Below are 21,421 nucleotides of genomic sequence, written 5' to 3'. Positions count from 1 at the left end.
TTAGATAGGACGGATGAGAATGAGAAACCCGTCTGTTTAAATGAAAGAAAATGTTTCAAGGCGACCGGCGGGCCGCGCCGGCGCTGGTTAATTTTCCCTCCTTGCCATCCGTTTCCCATGCACGACCGAGCTGTCCCGCTCGTTGCCCCTCTTTACGGATGACCGCCGATGAATGCACAAGACGCCCGCAACCTTGCCCGCCGATTCCTTGAATTGCCGCCGCAAAAGCGCAGGATCTTCTTGCAGGCACTGGCCCGGGAGCAGGTCGATTTCGCCCAGTTCCCCCTTGTCGCCGACGTGCAGGCGCCCGAGCGCGGCCTGCCGTCCTATGCCCAGCAGCGCATGTGGTTCCTCTGGCAACTGGAGCCCGAGGGCGCGGCCTACAACTTGCCGGGCGCGGTGGCGCTGGACGGGCCGCTGGACCGCGCGGCCATGGAGCGGGCCCTGACGTGCCTGGGCGAGCGCCACCAGACACTGTCCAGCGCGTTCCATCTGGATGGCGAACGCGGGTTGCAGCAGGTGCCGGCGACACAACCCATGCAAGTGGTGTTCGAGGACTTGCGCGGGCTCAACGCTGAAGTCCGCGATGCCACCGTCCGCGAGCGCGCCCAGGCCCAGGCGCGCGAGCCGTTCGACCTGCAGCAGGGGCCGCTGTGGCGGGTGCGCCTGTTGCAACTGGAGGCGCAGCGCCATGTGCTGCTGCTGACCTTGCACCACATCGTCTCCGATGGCTGGTCGATGAACGTGCTGATCGACGAGTTCATCCGCTGCTACGACGCCTTTGCCCGTCGCCAGGCCATGCCGCTGGCGCCGCTGCCGTTGCAGTACGCCGACTACGCGCTGTGGCAGCGCGCCTGGCTCGAGGCCGGCGAGCAGGAGCGCCAGCTGGAATACTGGCAGGCGGCCCTGGGCGACGAGCACCCGGTGCTGGAGCTGCCCATCGACTTCCCGCGCCCGGCCACACCGAGCCATCGCGGCACGCGCCATGGCTTCGCCATCGACCCGGCACTGGCCGAGCAACTGCGCAGCTTCGCCCAGCAGCACCAGGCCAGCCTGTTCATGGTCCTGCTGGCGGCGTTCGACGCCTTGCTGCACCGCTACAGCGGCCAGGCCGACCTGCGCGTCGGCGTGCCCATCGCCAACCGCAACCGCGCCGAGGTCGAAGGGTTGATCGGCTTCTTCGTCAACACCCAGGTGCTGCGCTGCCAGCTGGACGCGGACACCACCGTCGCGCAGTTGATCGCCCAGGTGCGCGACACCGCCCTGGGCGCCCAGGCGCACCAGGAACTGCCGTTCGAACGCCTGGTCGAGGCGCTGAAGCTTGAGCGCAGCCTGGCGCACAACCCGCTGTTCCAGGTGATGTACAACCACCAGCCGCTGGTCACCGACCTGACGGCCCTGCAGACCGAGTCCGGCATTCGCTTCGGGGTGATCGAGTGGGAAGGGCGCACCACCCAGTTCGACCTGAGCCTGGACACCTGGGAGAAGGGCGGCCGGCTGCATGCGGCGTTGACCTACGCCGACGAACTGTTCGCCCCCGAGACCATTGCGCGCATGGCCGAGCACTGGCTCAACCTGCTGCGGGCGATGGTCGCCGACCCGAGCCAGGCCGTGTCGCGGCTGCCGATGCTGGGCGAGGCGGAACTTGCGCGTCAGTTGCACGCGTGGAACCCGGCAGGTGACGGCTACGACAGCCTGTCGCGCATCGACCAGTGCATCGCCCAGCAGGCCCAGGCACGGCCTGAGGCCCTGGCGCTGGTGCACGGTGAGCGCCGCTACAGCCATGCCGAGCTCGACCGTTGGGCCAACCGCCTGGCCCAGCGCCTGGTCGCCGCCGGCGTGGGGCCGGAGGTGCGGGTCGGGGTAGCGCTGCCGCGCACGCCGCAGCTGGTGGTGGCACTGCTGGCGGTGTTCAAGGCCGGTGGCGCCTATGTGCCGCTGGACCCGGATTACCCCGCCGAGCGAGTCGCCTACATGCTCGAGGACAGTGCCGCGCGCCTGGTACTCAGTGATGGCGAAGTCGCCGAGCGCCTGGGGTTGCAGGCCTGTTGCCAGGTGTTGCTGGTGGACGGCGACGAGCAGGCCCTTGAAGCCTGGCCGGCCGAGCCGCCGGTCAACCGCGCCTCGGCGCAGAACCTGGCCTATGTGATCTACACCTCCGGCTCCACCGGCCGCCCGAAAGGCGTGGCCATCGCCCACCGCAACGTCCTGGCCTTGCTGCACTGGTCGCGCCAGGTGTACCGCGACGAGGATATCCAGGGCGTGCTGGCGTCCACCTCGATCTGCTTCGACCTGTCGGTGTGGGAGCTGTTCGTCACCCTGGCGGCGGGTGGCTACATCGTCCTGGCGCGCAACGCCCTGGAACTCCCCGAGCTGCCGGCGCGCGACCTGGTGCGCCTGGTCAACACCGTGCCGTCGGCGATCGCCGCGCTGCTGCGTGGCGGGCAACTGCCCGTCAGCGTGCGCATCGTCAACCTGGCCGGCGAGCCGCTCAAGCAGCGCCTGGTCGATGAGCTTTACGCGCTGCCGGGGCTTGAGCATGTCTACGACCTGTATGGCCCCTCCGAGGACACCACCTATTCGACCTGGACCCGCCGCCAGGCCGGGGGGCGCGCCAGCATCGGCCGTCCGCTGCCGCACACTGCCGCCTACCTGCTGGACAGCCAGTTGCAACCGCTGCCCCAGGGTTGCGGCGCCGAGTTGTACCTGGCCGGCGCCGGCATCACCCGTGGCTACCTGGGGCGCCCGGCGCTGACCGCCGAGCGCTTCGTGCCCGACCCGTTCGCCGGCGACGGTGGCCGCCTGTACCGCACGGGCGACCTGGTGCGCTACCGCGAGGGCGGCGAGCTGGAGTACATCGGCCGCATCGACCACCAGGTCAAGGTGCGTGGTTTCCGTATCGAACTGGGCGAGATCGAGGCGCGCTTGCAGGCGCAGGCGAGTGTGCATGAGGTCGCGGTACTGGCCCCGGACGGGCCCAGTGGCCGTCAGTTGGTGGCCTACGTGGTGCCGGTCGACGCCCAACTGGCCGAGGATGCCGCCGCGCAGGACGCCCTGCGTGGCACGTTACGCGCAGCCCTGGGCGAGCACCTGCCCGACTACATGGTGCCGGCCGCGATGCTGTTCCTCGCGCGCCTGCCGCTGACCCCCAACGGCAAGCTCGACCGCAAGGCCCTGCCGGCGCCGGACGCGGTGCAGGCGCAGCGTGAGCACGTGCCACCCAGTGGCGCGCGCGAGCAGGCCCTGGCGCAGATCTGGCAGGCGCTGCTGGGGCTGGAGCAAGTGGGCGCGCTGGACAACTTCTTCGAGCTGGGCGGCGACTCGATCGTCTCCATGCAGGTGGTTAGCCGCGCCCGCGAGGCGGGCCTGGCGCTGACCCCCAAGGATATCTTCCAGTTCCAGACCATCCGTGGCCTGGCCCAGGTCGCCGGGCAGGCCCAGGTGCGGGTGGAGCAAGGGCCGGCCAGCGGCGAGGTGCCGTTGACGCCGATCCAGCACTGGTTCTTCGACCAGGCGATTCCGGCCCGTGGGCATTGGAACCAATCGTTGCTGCTCGACGCCCAGGCACCGTTGGACGCCGAGCTGCTGGCCAGGGCGCTGGAGCACTTGCTGGAATACCATGACAGCCTGCGCCTGCGCTTCGTCGAAGGCGCGCACGGCTGGCGCCAGCACTACGCCGAACAGGCCGGCGAGGTGCTCTGGCTGCGCCAGGCGCAGGACGACGTCGAAGCCCTGGCCCACTGCGAGGCGGCCCAGCGCAGCCTCGATCTCGCAGCCGGCCCGCTGTTGCGGGTGATGGTGCTGACCTTGCCCGAGGGCCGCCAACAGTTGCTGCTGGTGCTGCATCACCTGGTGGTCGACGGTGTGTCCTGGCGCGTACTGCTCGACGACTTGCAGCAGCTGTACCGCCAACTGCTGGCCGGCCAGCCGGCGCGCCTGCCGCTGCGCGGCAGCAGCTACCAGGCCTGGGCCCGCCAGTTGCACGAGGCACTGCCGCGTTTCAGCGAGCAACTGCCGTGGTGGCAGGCACAGTTGCAGGCCGCGCCAGTGGACGAGCTGCCCTGCGACAACCGCGCCGGTGCCCTGGAGAACCGCCACGAACAGAAGATCGAGAGCCGTTTCGACGCACAGCTCACCCGTGAACTGCTGCAGGTGGCCCCGGCAGCTTACCGGACCCAGGTCAACGACCTGCTGCTGACCGCCCTGGCCCGGGTGCTGTGCCGCTGGACGGCGGCACCCGGCGCGCTGATCGAGCTGGAGGGCCATGGCCGCGAGGACCTGTTCGACGGCCTCGACCTGTCGCGCAGCATCGGTTGGTTCACCAGCCTGCACCCCTTGCTGCTGGTACCGGGCGACGATCCGGGCGCGGCGATCGTCGCGGTCAAGGAGCAGCTGCGCGCGGTGCCGGACAAAGGCCTTGGCCACGGCCTGCTGCGTCACCTGGGCGATGCCGCGACGCGCCAGGCCCTGGCGGCGCTGCCGCAGCCCCGGGTCACCTTCAACTACCTGGGCCAGTTCGACCGCCAGTTCGACGCGCAGGCGCTGTTGCGGCCCGCCACCGCCAGTGGCGGCCAGGCCCAGGACCCACGGGCGCCGCTGGCCAACTGGCTGACGGTCGAAGGGCAGGTGTACGGCGGCGAGCTGGCCCTGCGCTGGGGCTTCAGCCGCGAGATGTTCGCGCCGGCACGTATCCAGGCCCTGGCCGACGATTTCAGTGCCGAACTGCGCGCCCTGGTGGCGCACTGCTGTGCCCAGGAGCCGGGCCAGGCCAGTGCCTCGGACTTCCCCCTGGCTGGCCTTGACAGCGCAGGCCTGGCCGGGCTGCCGCTGCCGGTCACCCGGCTGGAGGACCTCTACCCGCTGTCGCCGATGCAGCAGGGCATGCTGTTCCACGGGCTCTACGAATCCGCCGGTGGCGACTACATCAACCAGATGCGCGTGGACGTCGACGGCCTGCAACCGCAGCGCCTGCGCCAGGCCTGGCAACAGGCAGTGGACGCCCATGCCATCCTGCGCACCGGTTTCGCCTGGCAGGGCGAGCTGCCGCGCCCCTTGCAGATGGTGGTGCGCCAGGCCGAGCTGCCCTGGCGCGAGCTGGACTGGAGCGGCCACGACGACCTCGACCAGGCCCTGGCGCAGCTGGCCCGGGAAGACCGTGCCGCAGGCTTCGACCTGCATTGCCCGCCGCTGTTGCGCCTGACCCTGGTACGTACCGGCCCGGATCGGCACCACCTGATCCAGACCTGCCACCACCTGCTGCTCGACGGCTGGAGCAATTCGCGCCTGCTGGGCGAGGTGCTGCAGCGCTATGCCGGGCAAACGCCAGCGCCGGCCCAGGGGCGTTACCGCGACTACATCCAGTGGCTGCAAGGCCAGGACCTGGCGCTCAGCGAGGCGTTCTGGCGTGGCCAGCTGGCGCCGCTGGAAACCCCGACCCGGCTCGCCCATGCCTGGCCCGCGCCACAGGCCGAAGCCGGCCATGGTGACCACTACCAGCGCTTCACTCCAGCCTTCAGCGAGCGCCTGGGCACCTTCGCCCGGCAGCAGAAGGTCACGGTCAATACCCTGGTGCAGGCCGCCTGGCTGCTGCTGTTGCAGCGCTGCACCGGCCAGGACTGCGTGGCATTCGGCGCCACCGTGGCGGGGCGCCCGGCGCAGTTGCCGGGCATCGAGCAGCAGATCGGCCTGTTCATCAACACCCTGCCGGTAATCGCCCGGCCCGGCCTGGCCCAGCGCCTGGGCGACTGGCTGCAGCAGGTGCAGGGCATCAACCTGGCCCTGCGCGAGCACGAGCACACGCCGCTGTACGAGGTCCAGCGCTGGTCGGGGCAGGGCAGCGATGCGCTGTTCGACACCCTGCTGGTGTTCGAGAACTACCCACTGTCCGCCGCGCTGGCCGAGTCCGCCCAGGCCGGCGTGCGCTTCGGCAATGTCGGCAACCTCGAGCGCACCAACTACCCGCTGACCCTGGCGGTGACCCTGGGCGAACGCCTGGAAGTGCACTACAGCTACCTGCGTGCGGCCTTCACCGGCCAGTCCGTGGAAGCCCTGGCGGCCCAGCTCGAATGCCTGCTGGCGCAGTTCATCGAAGGTGACGCGCAGGTGCTGGCAGCGCTGGAAGCGGTGCCGAGCGCTGCGCGCCAGGCCTTGCTGGCGATGCCGCCGGCTATCACTGGCATGGAGCAATCGCCCTGGCTTCATCAGCTGATCGAAACCCAGGCCCAGCGCACGCCCGATGCTATTGCCCTGATCGCCGACGGGCAGTCGCTGAGCTACGCCTGGCTGAACGGTCGGGCCAACCAGCTGGCGCACCGGCTGGTGGCTGAAGGCGTCGGCCCCGATGTGCTGGTCGGTATCGCCCTGCCGCGTGGCGCCGAGCTGATCGTCGGCCTGCTGGCGATCCTCAAGGCCGGTGGCGCCTATGTGCCGCTGGACCCTGAATACCCCGCCGAGCGCCTGGGCTATATGCTCGACGACAGCGGCGTGGCCCTGGTGCTGGGCGACGCCCGTGGCGAGGCGCTGCTCGCCGGGCGTCACGCGCGGTTGCTGCGGGTCGACCAGTTGGCCTTCGCAGGCGATGACCAAGGCGCGCCGCAAGTGGCGCTCGACGGCCACAACCTGCTGTGCCTGCTGTACACCTCCGGTTCGACCGGGCGCCCCAAGGGCGTGGCGCTCGAACACGGTGCGCTGCTGCGCCACCTGCTGACCATGCAGCGCTTCTACCGCATCGACAGCGCCGACCGCTTCCTACACTTCGCCTCGCTGAACTTCGACTGGGGCACCGAGCAGTGGCTGTTGCCGCTGATCAGCGGCGCCCGCTGCATCCTGCGCGGCGAGGGGCTGTGGAGCACCGAGCAGGCCCTGGAAGTCATCGAGCGCGAGCAGGCCAGCCTGGTCTACTTCCCCACCCAGTACGCCTGCCAGATGGCCGCGCTGGCCGCAGGCCAGGGGCGGGCGTCGTCGGTGCGTTCGTTCAACGTGGCCGGCGAGGCCTTCCCGCGTGAAGGTTTCGAGCAAATCCAGGCGGTACTGCGGCCGCGCTACATCGTCAACGGCTACGGCCCCACCGAGACGGTGATCACGCCGTTCCTGTGGGAGGCCGAAGGCGGCACCCGCTTCACCTCGGCCTACGCGCCGATCGGCCGGCCGGTGGCCGGGCGCAGCGCCTACCTGCTGGCCGAAGGCCTGGCGCTGCAAGGGGATGGCCTGGTGGGCGAACTCTATATCGGCGGTTGCGCCCTGGCCCGTGGCTACCACGCCCGGCCTTCGATGACCGCCGAACGCTTCGTGCCCGACCCGTTCGCCAGCACGCCGGGCGCGCGCCTGTACCGCAGTGGCGACCTGGTGCGGCGCCTGGCCGACGGCCAGATGGAGTACATCGGCCGGGTCGATCACCAGGTCAAGATCCGTGGTTTCCGGGTCGAGACCGGCGAGATCGAGGCGCGCCTGCTGGCCCGGGACGAGGTCGCCGAGGCGGCGGTGGTCGCGGTGCCGGGGCCATCTGGCCAGCAACTGGTGGCCTACGTGGTGCCACGCCAGGGGCCGCTGGCCGAGCGCGAGGCCCAGGCCCAGCTGTGCGAAGGGCTGCGTGCGGCGTTGGCCGACGACCTGCCGGACTACATGCAGCCGGCCCACTGGCAGGTGCTGGCGGCGTTGCCGCTGACGCCCAACGGCAAGCTCGACCGCAAGGCCTTGCCGCAGCCCGACACCCGCCTGCTGCAACAGGCCCATGTGGCCCCGCGCAGCGAGCTGGAGTGCCTGCTGGCGCGCCTGTGGTGCGAGGTGCTGGAACTGCCGGAAGTTGGCTTGCAGGACAACTTCTTCGACCTCGGCGGCCACTCGTTGCTGGCCACCCAGGTGATCAGCCGGGTGCGCCACGCCCTGGGGCTCGACCTGCCGCTGCGGGTGCTGTTCGAGGCCCGCGACCTGGCGCAGTTCGCCGCCGCCGTCGAGCGCGCCGAGGCGCCGGGGCAGGGCGCGCCGGCCCCTGTGCTGCAAGCGCTCGACCCGCGCCAGCGCCAGCCGTTGTCGTTCGCCCAGCAGCGCCTGTGGTTCCTCTGGCAATTGGAACCGCACAGCTCGATGTACAACATTCCGCGAGCCTTGCAGCTCGATGGCGAGCTGGATGCCGAGGCCGTACGCCAGGCCTTCCAGGCCCTGCTGGCGCGTCATTCGGTGCTGCGCACCACTTACGTCCAGGAGGGCGGCGACAGCTGGCAGCAGGTGCAGCCGGACATGACGCTGCCGTTCGCCCTGCATGACCTGCGCGAACTGCCCGAGGCGCAGCGCGAAGCCGCCGTGGCCGAGGCCCTGGACCGCGAGGCCCGCGCGCCGTTCGACCTGGTCAACGGCCCGCTGCTGCGCGTGGCCCTGCTGCGTCAGGCCGACCGCCAGCACCTGCTGCTGGTGACCTTGCACCATATCGTCGCCGACCACTGGTCGTTCGGCATCCTGCTGCGCGAGTTCGTCGCCCTCTACGACGCCGCCGTTACCGCCACGCCAGCGCGCCTGCCGGCGCCGGGCCTGGCTTATCTCGACTTCGCCGTGTGGCAGCGGCAATGGCTGGAAGCCGGGCAGCTGCGCCGGCAGCTGGACTACTGGCAGCGCACCCTGGGCGACGACCATCGCCTCACGCGCCTGCCGGGCACGGCCCAGCCGGGCGTTGCCGGTGGCACCTGCCAGGTGCACGCCTTCGACTTCCCGGCGCCCCTGGCCGAGGCCCTGCGCGCCTGCGCCAAGGCCCGCGGCCTGACCCTGTACATGCTGTTGCTGGCGGGCTTCTCGCTGGTGCTGGCGCAGCGTTGCGACAGCCGCCGCCTGCGCCTGGGCACCGACGTGGCCAACCGCAACCACGCCGGGGTTGAAGAAATGGTCGGCTTCTTCGTTAACCAACTGGTACTGCAGCTCGAGCTGGACGAGCAGGCCAGTGGCGCGCAGTGGCTGGAACGCTGCCGCGACGTGGTGATCGGCGCGTCCGATCACCAGGACCTGCCCTTCGACCGTTTGGTCGAGGCCTTGCGTTTGCCGCGCCAGGCCGGGCGTTCGCCGTTGTTCGCGATCAAGTTCATCTACCAGGAAGGCAGCCTGCCGATGCAGGCGCCGCAAGGCCTGCAGGTGACCAGCCGGGAAGCCGGGCAGGGCGCCACGGAGCTGGACCTGATCGCCGAGTTCGTCAACGGCGCCGACCGCCTCACCGCGGCCTTCAAGTGCGACGCCAGCCTGTTCGCCGCCAGCGACATGGCCGACCTGTTCGCCCAGCTGCAAGGGGTGTTTGAGCGCTTGCTGGCCCAGCCCGAGGCGCCGCTGGCCGAGTTGCTGGCCCACGCCGCGCAGGTCCAGGCCACGGCCACCCAGGCGCGCACCGAGGCGCGCCAGGCGCAGCTCAAGGCCCAGCACCCGATGCGCCGGCGCGCACGCGGGGTCGAGCTGCAGTAGCCACAGTCATCGTCGGCGGCCTGCCTGGCCGCCGACTTCACCGAACGGGAGAGGGAAATGTCCAAGAGCGAGGCGCAAGCCATACCGATGCTGGCCAAGGGGCGGCGCAAGAGTCTGAGCGTGGACCAGGACAGCCTGGTGGAATTCTCGCCGATGTTCGAAGGCAGCAGCCTGCCGCTGCTGTGCACGCCGAGGGTGCCGGGCGTGGGCCTGGCGCAGTGGGCCGGGCAGAACCGCGAACTGATCGAGCGCAAGCTCGACCAGCACGCCACCATCCTGTTCCGGGGCTTCGCGGTGCAGGACATCAACGAGTTCAACCAGTGCGTCGACGCGATCTCCGGCGGTGCCCTGGAATACCTGTTCCGCGCCTCGCCACGGACCCAGATCACCCGTTCGCTGAATGTCTACAGCTCCACCGACTACCCGGCCGTCGAGCGGATCTTCCCGCACAACGAGCACTCCTACTCGCCGGTGTTCCCGCTGCACCTGTACTTCTACTGCGACCTGCCGTCGCCCACCGGTGGCGAGACGCCGTTCGGCGACACCCGGCTGATCCTGCCGCGCATCGACCCTGAAGTGCGCGAGGCGTTCGAGCGCAAGGGCGGGGTGCTCTACGTGCGCAACTACGGCGACGGCATGGGCCTGCCGTGGCAGACGGTGTTCCAGACCGAGGACCGCGCCGAGGTCGAGGCCTACTGCGCGAAGATCGGCATCACCCCGGAGTGGAAGCCCGGCAACCGCCTGCGCACCCGGCAGAAAGGCCCGGCCATGGTGCGCCACCCGCGCACCGGCGAAGTGGTGTGGTTCAACCATGCCACCTTCTTCAACGCCCTGACCCTGCCGGAAAGCATCCGCGACAGCCTGCGCGCCGAGTTCGCCGACGACGACCTGCCGCAGAACACCTTCTACGGCGACGGCAGCCCGATCCCCGAGGCGCACATTCGCCACCTGCAGCAGATCTACCGCGACGTCATGGTCGAGTTCCCCTGGCAGAAGGGCGACGTGGTGATCCTCGACAACATCCTCACCATCCACGCGCGCAACGGTTACACCGGGCCGCGAAAAATCCTCACCGCCATGGCCATTCCGTTGAAGAGCCATGAAGTGGCACTGGGCCAAGGAGTCCAAGCATGACCGCCAGCAACCCCGCAGAAATCTTCCAGGCCTCGGCGCAACAGGTGCTGGTGCTCCAGGCCGGGCAGGGCCAGCCACTGGCCGCCAGGCTGCTGATGGAAACCCCCGCCGGGCTCAACCTGCTGGCCCTGGAGCAGGCCCTGCGCACCCTGTGCGAGCGCCACGAGGTGCTGCGTACCCGCTATGTGCAGGTGCCCGGCCTGAAATTGCCGGCCCAGGAAATCCACCCGCAGGCCAGCCTGCAGGTGCTGGCGGTCGATAGCCTGGAACTGGCCCGCGATCGGGTGGCCCAGGGCCTGGCGCAATACCCGCTGGTCGCTGCGCTGTGCCCCGGTCAGCTGCTGCTTGGCGTGGCCCTGGCCAGTGCCGACGAACAGGCCCTGCGGCAACTGGCCGATGAGCTTGGGCAGCTGTTGCGCGGCGCCTCTCTGGAACCCTTCGATGCCTTGCAGTACGCCGACTATGCCGCCTGGCAGGGTGACCTCGCGCAGGAGGCCATCGGCCTGGAAGGCCGGGCCTTCTGGCGCAACCTGCTGAGCAATGCGGCGCACCCGTTGCCGCTGCCGTTCGAGCGTCGCCAGGCGAGCGCGCAGGTGCCGGTGGCCGAGCAGTCCGGCAATGGCGTGGCAGCCGCCCTGGACGCGCTGGTCGCGGCCGCGCAGGTCGAGCGCGAAGACGCCCTGGCCCTGCTGTGGGGCGCGTTCCTCGCCGAGCTGGGGCAGCAACCTGGGCTGGTGCTGGGGCTGGAGGTCGATGGCCGTAACGAACAGCTCGAACAGACCCTGGGGCATTTCGCCCGGCAACTGCCGCTGGTGCTGAATTTCGACAGCACCCGTGGCCTGGGCGAGCAATTGCCTGGCCTGGCTGGTCAACTGAGCCAGGCCCGCGCCTGGCTGGATTGCCTCGACGAGGCCGACCTTGGCGAGGCCGCCGTGCCGGCCTATGCCTGCGGTCTGCGCCACCCGGCGCCGGACAGCCGTGTGCAGCTGGAACTGGATTGCCCGCGCGCGCAGAAACTGCTGCTGCGGGTCGATGGGCAGCTGTTGCGCCTGTCCAGCCCGGCCGGCCGCTATGCCGTCGAGCAACTGGCGGCCTGGCTGGCGCAGTTCGACACCTTCGCCGGTGCATTGGCCAAGGACCTCGACCAACCCCTGGCGCGCCTGGCCACGGTCGACGCCGCCCAGCAAGCGCAACTGCTCGCGCGCTTCGACCGCACCGACGCGCTGGATGCCGTGCCGGGCCAGACCCTGCACGGCCTGTTCGAGCAGGCAGCGGCCGGGCAGCCGCAGCACATCGCCCTGCACGTGGGCGAGCAGACCCTCGACTACGTCACCCTCGACCAGCGCGCCAACGGCCTGGCCGCCGTGCTGCGCCAGCGCGGCGTCGGCGCCGACAGCGTGGTGGCGGTGTATGGCGAGCGTTCGGTGGAGATCGTCGTCACCCTGCTGGCGATCCTCAAGGCCGGCGGCGCCTACCTGCCGCTGGACCCCAGCTACCCGGCCGATCGCCTGTCGTTCATGCTCCATGACGCCAAGGCCCACAGCCTGATCACCCTGCGGCCGCTGGCCGAAGGCATCGAAGTGGCCGACGGCGTCGAGCGCCTGGCCCTGGAAGGCGGCCTGCCGCCAGTTCAGGCCGAGGCGCCGCAGGCACCCATCAGCGCCGACAACCTGGCCTACGTGATCTACACCTCCGGCTCCACCGGCAAGCCCAAGGGCGTGATGATCAGCCATGCCAACGCCTGCGCCTCGACCCGCGCCCGCGCGGCGTTCTACCAGGCGCCGCTGCGTCGCTTCCTGATGCTGTCGTCGTTCTCCTTTGACAGTTCCGTGGCCGGGATCTTCTGGACCCTGGGGCAGGGCGGCACGCTGTACCTGCCCGAAGAGCAGGCGCACAAGGACCCGGCGCGTCTTGCCGCACTGGTCGAAGGCGAGGCGATCAGCCACTTCCTGGCCCTGCCGTCGTTCTACGCGCAGATCCTCGAACACCTGCGCCAGCCTGAACTGGCCTGCGTGATCGTGGCCGGCGAGGCCTGCCCGGTGGACCTGCCGGCCGCCCATTACCTGCGCTTGCCGCAGACCTTGCTGGTCAACGAGTACGGGCCGTCGGAAAGCGCGGTGTGGTGCTCGGCCCATGCCGTGGAGCAGCAACCGCCCCACGAACGCATCTCGATCGGCGGCGCCATCGCCGGTGCGCGCCTGCGGGTGCTGGACCGCGATGGCGAGCTGGTCGGCTTTGGCCGTGAAGGCGAGCTGTTCGTCGGTGGTCCGGGCCTGGCCCGGGGCTACTTGCAACGTCCCAGCCTGACCGCCAGCCGCTTCGTGCCCGACCCGTTCGCCCGTACGCCGGGCGAGCGCCTGTACCGCACCGGCGACCGGGTCAGCCCGGGCACCGACGCGACCCTGGACTACCTCGGGCGCCTGGACTTCCAGCTCAAGCTGCGCGGTTTCCGCGTCGAACTGGGCGAGATCGAGGCGCGCCTGGCGCAGTTGCCGGATGTGCGCGAGGCGGCAGTCGTCGTGCGCGAGACCGGTGGCGGCGCCCAGCTGGCGGCGTTCGTGGTGCTGGCCGAAACCGCCGCGGGCGGCGTGGAAATCCAGCTGCTGGAGCGTCTGCGCGAACAGCTGCCGGAATACATGGTGCCGGCCTACCTGCGGGCGCTCGAGCGCTTGCCGCTGACCCCCAACGGCAAGCTCGACCGCAACGCGCTGGCCGCCGTTCAGGCCGAGAGCTGCGAATACCAGGCGCCGCGCAACGAACTGGAAGCGACCCTGGCGCAGATCTGGCAGGAGGCCCTGCAACTGGAGCGGGTCGGTGTGCACGACAACTTCTTCGCCCTGGGCGGCCACTCGCTGCTGGCCACGCGCATCCGCTCGCACGTGCAGGCCCAGTTGAACCTGGACCTGCCGCTGCGGGTGTTCTTCGAGGGCGAGACCGTGGCCTTGCTGGCCGAGCAGGTCGAGCGACACCGTGGTTCCGGCGCCAGCGATGCCAAGGCCGACGCCCTGGAAGCGCTGTTCGATGCGGTGGAGGACGTATGACCCAGCTGTCCGACCGCATGCAGGCCCTGGCCAGGCGCTTCGCCGCCCTGGCCCCGCAGGAGCAGAAAGCGCTGCAAGGGCGCATGCGTGAACAGGGGTTGTCGTTCGACTTGCTGCCGATTCCGGCGCGCGAGGACGACCAGCCGGTGCAGGCGTCGTTCGCCCAGCAACGCCTGTGGCTGCTGTGGCAACTCGACCCGCAGTCCAGCGCCTACAACCAGCCAGCGCTGCTGCGGGTGCGTGGTGACTTCGACCGCGAGCGCCTGGTGCGCAGCCTGCAAGCCCTGGTGGCGCGCCACGAAGCGTTGCGCACCAACTTCCGCCAGGACGAGCAGCGCGTGCTGCAGGTGATCCATGGCCCGCGCGAAATCACGGTGGAGGAGCAGGACCTGCGCCAGGCCGGTGCGCAACAGTTGCAGGACGCCGTTGCCGAGCGCTCGGCGCGGCCGTTCGACCTGGAGCACGACCTGTTGCTGCGCGCCAGCCTGTTGCGTACCGGCGAGGCGGAGTGGGTGCTGGTGTTCTGCACCCACCACATCGTCACCGATGCCTGGTCGATGCCGATCCTGGTCAACGAGGTACTGAGCCACTACCAGTCCCAGGCTGACGTCGCGCCGCTGGTCATCCAGTACGCCGACCACGCCCGCTGGCAGCGCCTGTGGCTGGAGGCCGGCGAAGCCGAGCGCCAGCTGGGCTACTGGCGCGAGCGGCTGGGCGCGGCGGACGACGAGCTGGAGCTGCCGTTCGATCATCCACGCCCCGCTCGCCGTGGGCAGCAGGGGGCGCGGGTGGCCGTGGCCTTGCCCGATGGCCTGGGCGCGTCGCTGCGCCGGGTCGCCGCCGAGCATGGTTGCACGCCGTTCATGGTGCTGCTGGCCAGCCTGCAGGTGCTGCTGTTCCGCTACAGCGGCAGCGAGGTGGTGCGGGTCGGCACGCCAGTGGCCAACCGCACCCGCGCCGAAGTCGAGGCGCTGATCGGCTTCTTCGTCAACACCCAGGTGCTGCAGGTCGAGCTGGACGGCCGCCAGCCCTTCAGTGCGGTGCTGGCCCAGGTGCGCCAGCGGGTGATGGAGGCCCAGGCCAACCAGGACCTGCCGTTCGAACACCTGGTCTATGCCTTGCAACCGCAACGCAGCCTCGATCGCACGCCGCTGTTCCAAGTGCTGTTCAATCACCAGGCAAGCCGTGGCGAGGCGGTGAGCTGGCAGTTGCCGGGCGTCGAACTGGCGCCGCTGGAAATGACCACCGAGTTCGCCCGTTTCGACCTGACCCTGAGCACCGAGGAGCAGGGTGAACAGCTCAAGGCATCGTGGCTGTACGCCTGCGACCTGTTCGAGGCCGCTACCGTCGAGCGCCTTGGCCAGCACTGGGCGCGGCTGCTGGAGCAGGCCCTGGCCGAACCCGGCCAGGCCATCGAGGCGCTGCGCCTGGAAGCGCCGACTGCGCCCGTTCGGGCCGAAGCGGCAACGGCAGCCAGCACCTGGCTGCACCAGCGTTTCGCGGCCCAGGCCGCGGCGCATCCCGAGCGCCTGGCACTGGTCGACGGCTCGCGCTCGCTGAGCTATGCCGCCCTCGACGCCCGTGCCAATCACCTGGCCGCGCGCCTGATCGAACGCGGCGTCACGCCCCGGTCGCTGGTGGCGTTGAGCGCCGAGCGCCGCCTGGAAACCCTGGTCGGCCTGCTCGCCGTACTCAAGGCCGGCGCCTGCTACGTGGCCCTCGACCCACAGTTCCCGCGCGAACGCCTGGGCCAGATGCTTGAAGACAGCGGCGCGCAAGTGGTCCTGACACCCGCCGACCAGCTCGAACGCTTCAGCGGTTTCGACGGTGTCGCCACCTGCCTGCTGGAAGACGCCCTGCAAGCCCCGGAACACGCCGAGGCCGCCCCGGCCATCGACGTGTTCGGCGACGACCTGGCCTATGTGATCTTCACCTCCGGTTCCACCGGGCGGCCCAAGGCCGTGGGCGTGGGCCATGGGGCCCTGGCCAACTACCTCGACGGTATCGAGCAACGGCTGCCGCTGGCCGAAGTGCGCAGCATGGCGCTGGTCTCGACCCTGGCCGCCGACCTCGGCCACACCGCGCTGTTCGGCGCCCTGGCGGCGGGCCGCACCCTGCACCTGGTGGACGCCGACACGGCGGTCGACGGGCAGGCGTTCGCCGCCTACATGAGCGAGCATGCCGTCGACGCGTTGAAGATCGTGCCCTCGCACCTGGGCGCACTGCTGGCCGGCGACAATGCCGGCGTGCTGCCGCGCCGCTGCCTGGTGCTCGGCGGCGAAGCCAGCCCGCCCGCCTTGCTGCAACGTATCCAGGCCATGGCGCCGCAGTGCCGCCTGGCCAACCATTACGGCCCGACCGAAACCACGGTCGGCGCCTTCACCTGTCAGCTTGACGATGTCAACGCCGTGCCGCCTCTGGGCGCACCGTTGCCCAACCTGCGTGCCCATGTGCTCGATGCCGCCTTGCAGGCGGCGCCGCTCGGTGGCCAGGGCGAGCTGTACATTGGTGGCGCCGGCCTGGCGCGGGGTTACCTGGGCCAGCCGGGACTGACCGCAGAGCGTTTCGTGCCCGACCCGTTCGGCGAGACCGGGCAACGCCTGTACCGCACCGGCGACCGCGTGCGCCAGTATGCCGACGGTGCCCTGCGCTACCAGGGCCGCGCCGACCAGCAACTGAAGATTCGCGGCTACCGGGTCGAGCCCGGCGAAATCGAACGCCAACTGCTCGCGCATCCCGCGGTGGGTGAGTGCGTGGTGGTCGGCCAGCCCGGTGCCAATGGCCTGCAACTGGTCGCCTATGTGGTGGCCAAGGGCACCGAGGCGGTGGCTGCCGATGTACTCAAGACGTTCCTGCGTGAACGCGTCTCGGCGCACCAAGTGCCGGCCCATGTGCTGGCGCTGGCGGCGCTGCCGCTGACCGCCAACGGCAAGCTCGACCGCCGCGCCTTGCCCTTGCCGCAGGCGAGCGGCGCCAAGGCGGCCGACCAGGCGCCGCGCGATACGCTGCAAGCGGGCCTGTTGGCGGTCTGGCGGCAGGTGCTGGGGCGCGATGACATTGGCGTCGACGACAACTTCTTCGAACTGGGCGGCGACTCGATCATCGCCATCCAGATGGTCAGCCGGGCGCGCAAGGCGGGCCTGAACCTGGCCGCCCGCGATGTGTTCGCCCACCAGAGCATCACCACCTTGGCGCTGGTCACGCGCGAACAGGCGCACCAGGTCATCGACCAGGGGCCGGTGCAGGGTGAGGTGCCGCTGACGCCGATCCAGCACGGTTTCTTCGAAGGGCGGATCCCCCAGCAGCACCACTGGAACCAGGCCGTGCTGTTGCAGCCCGAACGGCGGCTCGAAGCGCGGTTGCTGGAAGGCGCGTTGCAGCGCCTGGTTCGTCACCATGACGCCCTGCGCCTGCGGTTTGCCGCCGAGGGCGAGGGCTGGCGCCAGTGGCACGGCCCTCTCGACGAGCAACCGCTGCTATGGCAGCGCGACGTGGCGAACGACGAGCAGTTGCAGGCCTGTTGCGAACAGGCCCAGGCCAGTCTCGACCTTGCCGAAGGGCCGCTGTTGCGCGCCGTGCTGGCCACGTTGGCCGATGGCACTCAACGCCTGTTGCTGGTGATCCACCACCTGGTGGTCGACGGCGTCTCCTGGCGGATCCTGCTGGAGGACCTGCAGCAGGTCTACGCAGCGTTGGTCGAGGGCCGCGAACCCGCGTTGCCGGCCAAGACCAGCGCCTGGCGCGACTGGGCCACGCGCCTGGCCGGCCATGCCGCCAGCGAGGCCGTCGAGGGCGAGCTGGCGGGTTGGCTGGCGCGCCTGCAAGGCGCCGATGCCGCGCTGCCGTGCGACAACCCGGCGGGCTCGCTGGAGCAGCGCCACGCCCAGGTGGTCAATGGGCAACTGCCCCAGGAGCGGACTCGCGAATTGCTGCAGGGCGCCGGCAGCGCCTACCGCACCCAGATCAACGACCTGCTGCTGGCCGCGCTGGCCCAGGCCGTAAACCGTTGGAGCGGACGCCCCGATGTGCTGGTGCGCCTGGAAGGGCATGGTCGCGAGGACTTGTTCGAAGACATCGACTTGTCGCGCACCGTGGGCTGGTTCACCAGCCTCTATCCGGTGCGCCTGACGCCGCATATGGCGCCGGGTGACTGCATCAAGGCGGTCAAGGAGCAGTTGCGCGCCATTCCCGGCAATGGCCTGGGGTTCGGCCTGCTGCGCCATCTCGCGTCGGCTGAGAAACGCCAGGCGCTGGCGGCCCTGCCGGCGCCACGCATCACCTTCAACTACCTCGGCCAGCTCGACCAGGGCTTCGATGCCGACGCCTGGCTGCGCCCCTGCGCCGGCCCCAGCGGCGACACCCGCGCCGCCGCCGCGCCCCTGGGTAACTGGCTGACGCTCAACGCCCAGGTCTACCAGGGGTGCCTGGGACTGAGCTGGACCTTCAGCGGGCAGATGTTCGCCCGTGAACGGATCGAGCAACTCAACGACCTCTACCTCGAAGCCTTGCAGAGCCTGATCCAGCATTGCTGCGTCGACGGCGGCGAAGGTGTCACGCCTTCGGACTTCCCCCTGGCCGGCCTGTCCCAGGCGCAGCTCGATGCCTTGCCGGTGGCGCCTTCGGCCATTGCCGACGTGCTGCCCCTGACGCCGATGCAGCAGGGCATGCTGTTCCACAGCCTGTACCAGCCGGCCGGCAGCGCCTACCTCAACCAGATGCGCCTGCAGGTGCAGGGGCTGGATGTCGAGCGCTTCGTCCAGGCCTGGCAGGCCTGCGTCGACCGGCATGACGTGCTGCGCGCCAGCTTCCACTGGCAGCACGGGCTGGAGCAGCCGCTGCAGGTGGTGCACAAGCATCTGGTGATTCCCTGCGAGCGGCACGACTGGCGCGGCCGCGATGATCTGGCCAGTGCCCTGGACGCACTGGCGGCCAGCGACCTGGCGCGCGCCTTCGAACTCGACCAGGCGCCGTTGTTGCGTCTTGTCGTGGTGCGCACCGGCGAGGACGACTGGCACCTGATCCAGACCACCCACCATATCCTGCTGGACGGCTGGAGCAGCTCGCGCTTGCTGGGCGAAGTGCTGCAACGCTATGCCGGGCAGGACTGCGCCACGCCTGCCAGTGGCTACCGCCCGTACCTGGGGTGGCTGGCGAACCAGCCGGTGGACGCCAGCGAGACATTCTGGAAAACCCGCCTGGCCCAGTTGGCGGAGCCTACCCGGCTGGCCGACGCGCTGGCCGATGGCAGCGAACGAGAGGCCGCGCCGGGCAATTTCGCCGAGCGCGTCAGCCGCCTCGGCGTGGCCGACACCGCCCGCCTGAAAGCCTTCGCCAGGCAGCAGAAGGTCACCGCCAACACCGTATTGCAGGCCGCCTGGCTGCTGTTGCTGCGCCGCTACACCCAGCAGGACTGCGTGGCCTTCGGTGCCACCGTGTCGGGGCGCCCGGCGGAGCTGCCGGGCATCGAGGAGCAGTTGGGGTTGTTCATCAACACCTTGCCGGTGATCGCCCAACCCGCGGCGCAACTGACCGTGGGGCAGTGGGTGCGCCAGGTGCAGGACCTCAACCTGGCCATGCGCGACCACGAGCACACGCCGTTGTACGAGATCCAGCGCTGGGCCGGGCAGGGGGGTGGTGCCTTGTTCGATCACATCCTGATCTTCGAGAACTACCCGGTTTCGGCGGCGCTGGAGCAGGGCGCGCCGGCCGGCCTGCGTTTCAGCGATTCGAGCAAGCGCGAACGCACCAGCTATGCCTTGACCCTGTCGGCAGGTTTGGAAGAGGACTTGGTGCTGCAGTACAGCCATGCCTGCGACGTTTATGGCCATGCGGCCATCGAGCAACTGGACCGCCACCTGCAAGGCCTGTTGCGGGCGTTCTGCGAGGATGACCAACGCTGCCTGGGCAGCCTTGGCCTGCTGGCGGCGCACGAGCAGGCGCAGGTCGTCGAAGCGTGGAACGCCACGGCGGTGCCCTTCGCCGACGACCAGTGCCTGCACCAACTGATCGAGGCCAGCGCCGCGCGCACGCCAACGGCCCCCGCCCTGAGCGTGGCCGGCGAAACCCTTGACTACGCCACCCTCAACCGCCGCGCCAACCGCCTGGCCCGGCGCTTGCGTGCGATGGGCGTGGGCCCGGACGTGCTGGTGGGCATCGCCGTGGAGCGCGGCATGGAGCTGGTGGTGGGGCTGCTGGCAATTCTCAAGGCCGGCGGCGCCTACGTGCCGATGGACCCGGAATACCCGGCCGAGCGCCTGGCGCACATGGTCGAGGACAGCGGCGCGCAACTGGTGCTGACCCAGGCCCACCTGCGCGGCGCGCTGGCACTGCCGGCCGGTGTCGAGGCGCTGGAGCTGCAAGCCGGCGAGGACTGGCTGGCCGAGTTTGACGGCAGCAACCTGGACAACCTGGCCGCGCCGAGCAACCTGGCCTACGTGATCTACACCTCCGGTTCCACCGGCAAGCCCAAGGGCGTGGGCGTGCGCCACGACGGCGTGCTGAACTTCCTGGCCAGCATGCTCAAGCAGCCGGGCATCGCCGCGCACGATCGGGTGTTGTCGCTGACCTCGCTGTCGTTCGATATCGCCGGCCTGGAGCTGTACGGCAGCCTGCTGGCCGGCGCCTGCATCGTGCTGGTGGAGCGGGCCACGGCCCGCGACCCGCAAGCCCTGCTGGCGGCGATCGCGGCCGAGCGGGTCAGCGTGGTGCAAGCCACCCCATCGACCTGGCGGATGCTGCTGGACAGCCCGCAGGCGGCGAGCCTGGCCGGGTGCAAGGCGCTGTGCGGCGGCGAGGCGCTGGCGCCGGACCTGGCGGCACGGCTGATCGAGCGCTGCGGCCATGTGTGGAACCTGTACGGCCCGACCGAGACCACCATCTGGTCGGCGCTGCACTACCTGGACGCGGCCAGCCCGCAGGTGCTGCTGGGCCGGCCGCTGGACAACACGGCGCTGCTGGTGCTGGACGCCGACCTGCAACCGGTGCCGGTGGGCGTGGCCGGCGAACTGTACATCGGCGGCGCGGGCCTGGCGCGGGGCTATCACCAGCGCCCGGGGCTGACCGCCGAGCGCTTCCTGGCCAGCCCGTTCGCCGACGGCGAGCGCATCTACCGCACCGGCGACCTGGCGCGTTTCGACGGCCAGGGTCGCCTGGAATACATCGGCCGCGCCGACCACCAGGTGAAGATCCGTGGGTTCCGCATCGAGCTGGGCGAGATCGAGGCGCAGTTGCTGGCCCGGGCCGAAGTGCGCGAAGCGGCGGTGGTGGCCCGCGACAGCGGCCTGGGCACGCAGCTGGTGGGTTACCTGGTGCCGACGGACGCAGCGCTGGTGGAAGCGGGCGAGGCCCAGCAGGCGCTGCGCGAGACCCTGCGCGCGGCGCTGGGCGAGGCGCTGCCGGAATTCATGGTGCCGGCGCAGCTCATGCTGCTGGCGCGCATGCCGCTGACCCCCAACGGCAAGCTGGACCGCAAGGCGCTGCCGGCGCCGGACGCCAGCCTCGCCCAGGCGCGCTACCAGGCACCGCGCAGCGAGCTGGAATGCCAGCTGGCGCAGATCTGGGCCGAGGTACTGAAACTGGAGAAGGTCGGCCTGGCCGACAACTTCTTCGAACTGGGGGGCCATTCGCTGCTGGCCACCCAGGCCACCGCCAGGGCGCAGCAGGTGCTGCGCGCCAGCGTGCCGCTGGATGCCATGTTCAGGGCTAAATCGCTCGAGGACTACGCCGTCTGTATAGCACCACACCTCAATACAGACTTCGAAGAAAACCTGAGTGACATGCACGACTTCCTGACTGAACTGGAGCTGGAATGA

At 70.1% G+C, this 21,421-nt stretch carries 4 protein-coding genes; all 4 read left to right on the top strand.

Going from position 1 to position 21,421, the window contains the following annotated elements; genetic code table 11:
• Positions 1–168 precede the first annotated feature (168 nt).
• The 4 genes from NGM28_RS06020 to NGM28_RS06005 are packed head-to-tail and all read left to right on the top strand — an operon-like array spanning position 169 to position 21,421.
• Complete coding sequence (locus NGM28_RS06020) at positions 169–9,435, top strand: non-ribosomal peptide synthetase (RefSeq protein ID WP_252089138.1); 9,267 nt, start codon at positions 169–171, stop codon at positions 9,433–9,435.
• A 57-nt stretch (positions 9,436–9,492) separates the two neighbouring features.
• On the top strand, positions 9,493–10,569 hold the full coding sequence (locus tag NGM28_RS06015; RefSeq protein WP_252089137.1) for a TauD/TfdA family dioxygenase: 1,077 nt from the start codon (positions 9,493–9,495) through the stop codon (positions 10,567–10,569).
• Complete coding sequence (locus NGM28_RS06010; protein WP_252089134.1) at positions 10,566–13,610, top strand: non-ribosomal peptide synthetase; 3,045 nt, start codon at positions 10,566–10,568, stop codon at positions 13,608–13,610. Before NGM28_RS06015 ends, NGM28_RS06010 begins: the two co-directional genes overlap by 4 nt.
• Entirely contained in the window at positions 13,607–21,421 is a 7,815-nt protein-coding gene (locus NGM28_RS06005) for a non-ribosomal peptide synthetase (RefSeq protein ID WP_252089133.1), read from the top strand. The genes NGM28_RS06010 and NGM28_RS06005 overlap by 4 nt, the downstream gene beginning before the upstream one ends.

It is taken from the genome of Pseudomonas sp. MWU13-3659, from assembly GCF_023757525.1.
In the GTDB taxonomy this organism is placed as follows: domain Bacteria; phylum Pseudomonadota; class Gammaproteobacteria; order Pseudomonadales; family Pseudomonadaceae; genus Aquipseudomonas; species Aquipseudomonas entomophila_E.
This window is presented reverse-complemented; position numbering and strand designations above follow the sequence as displayed.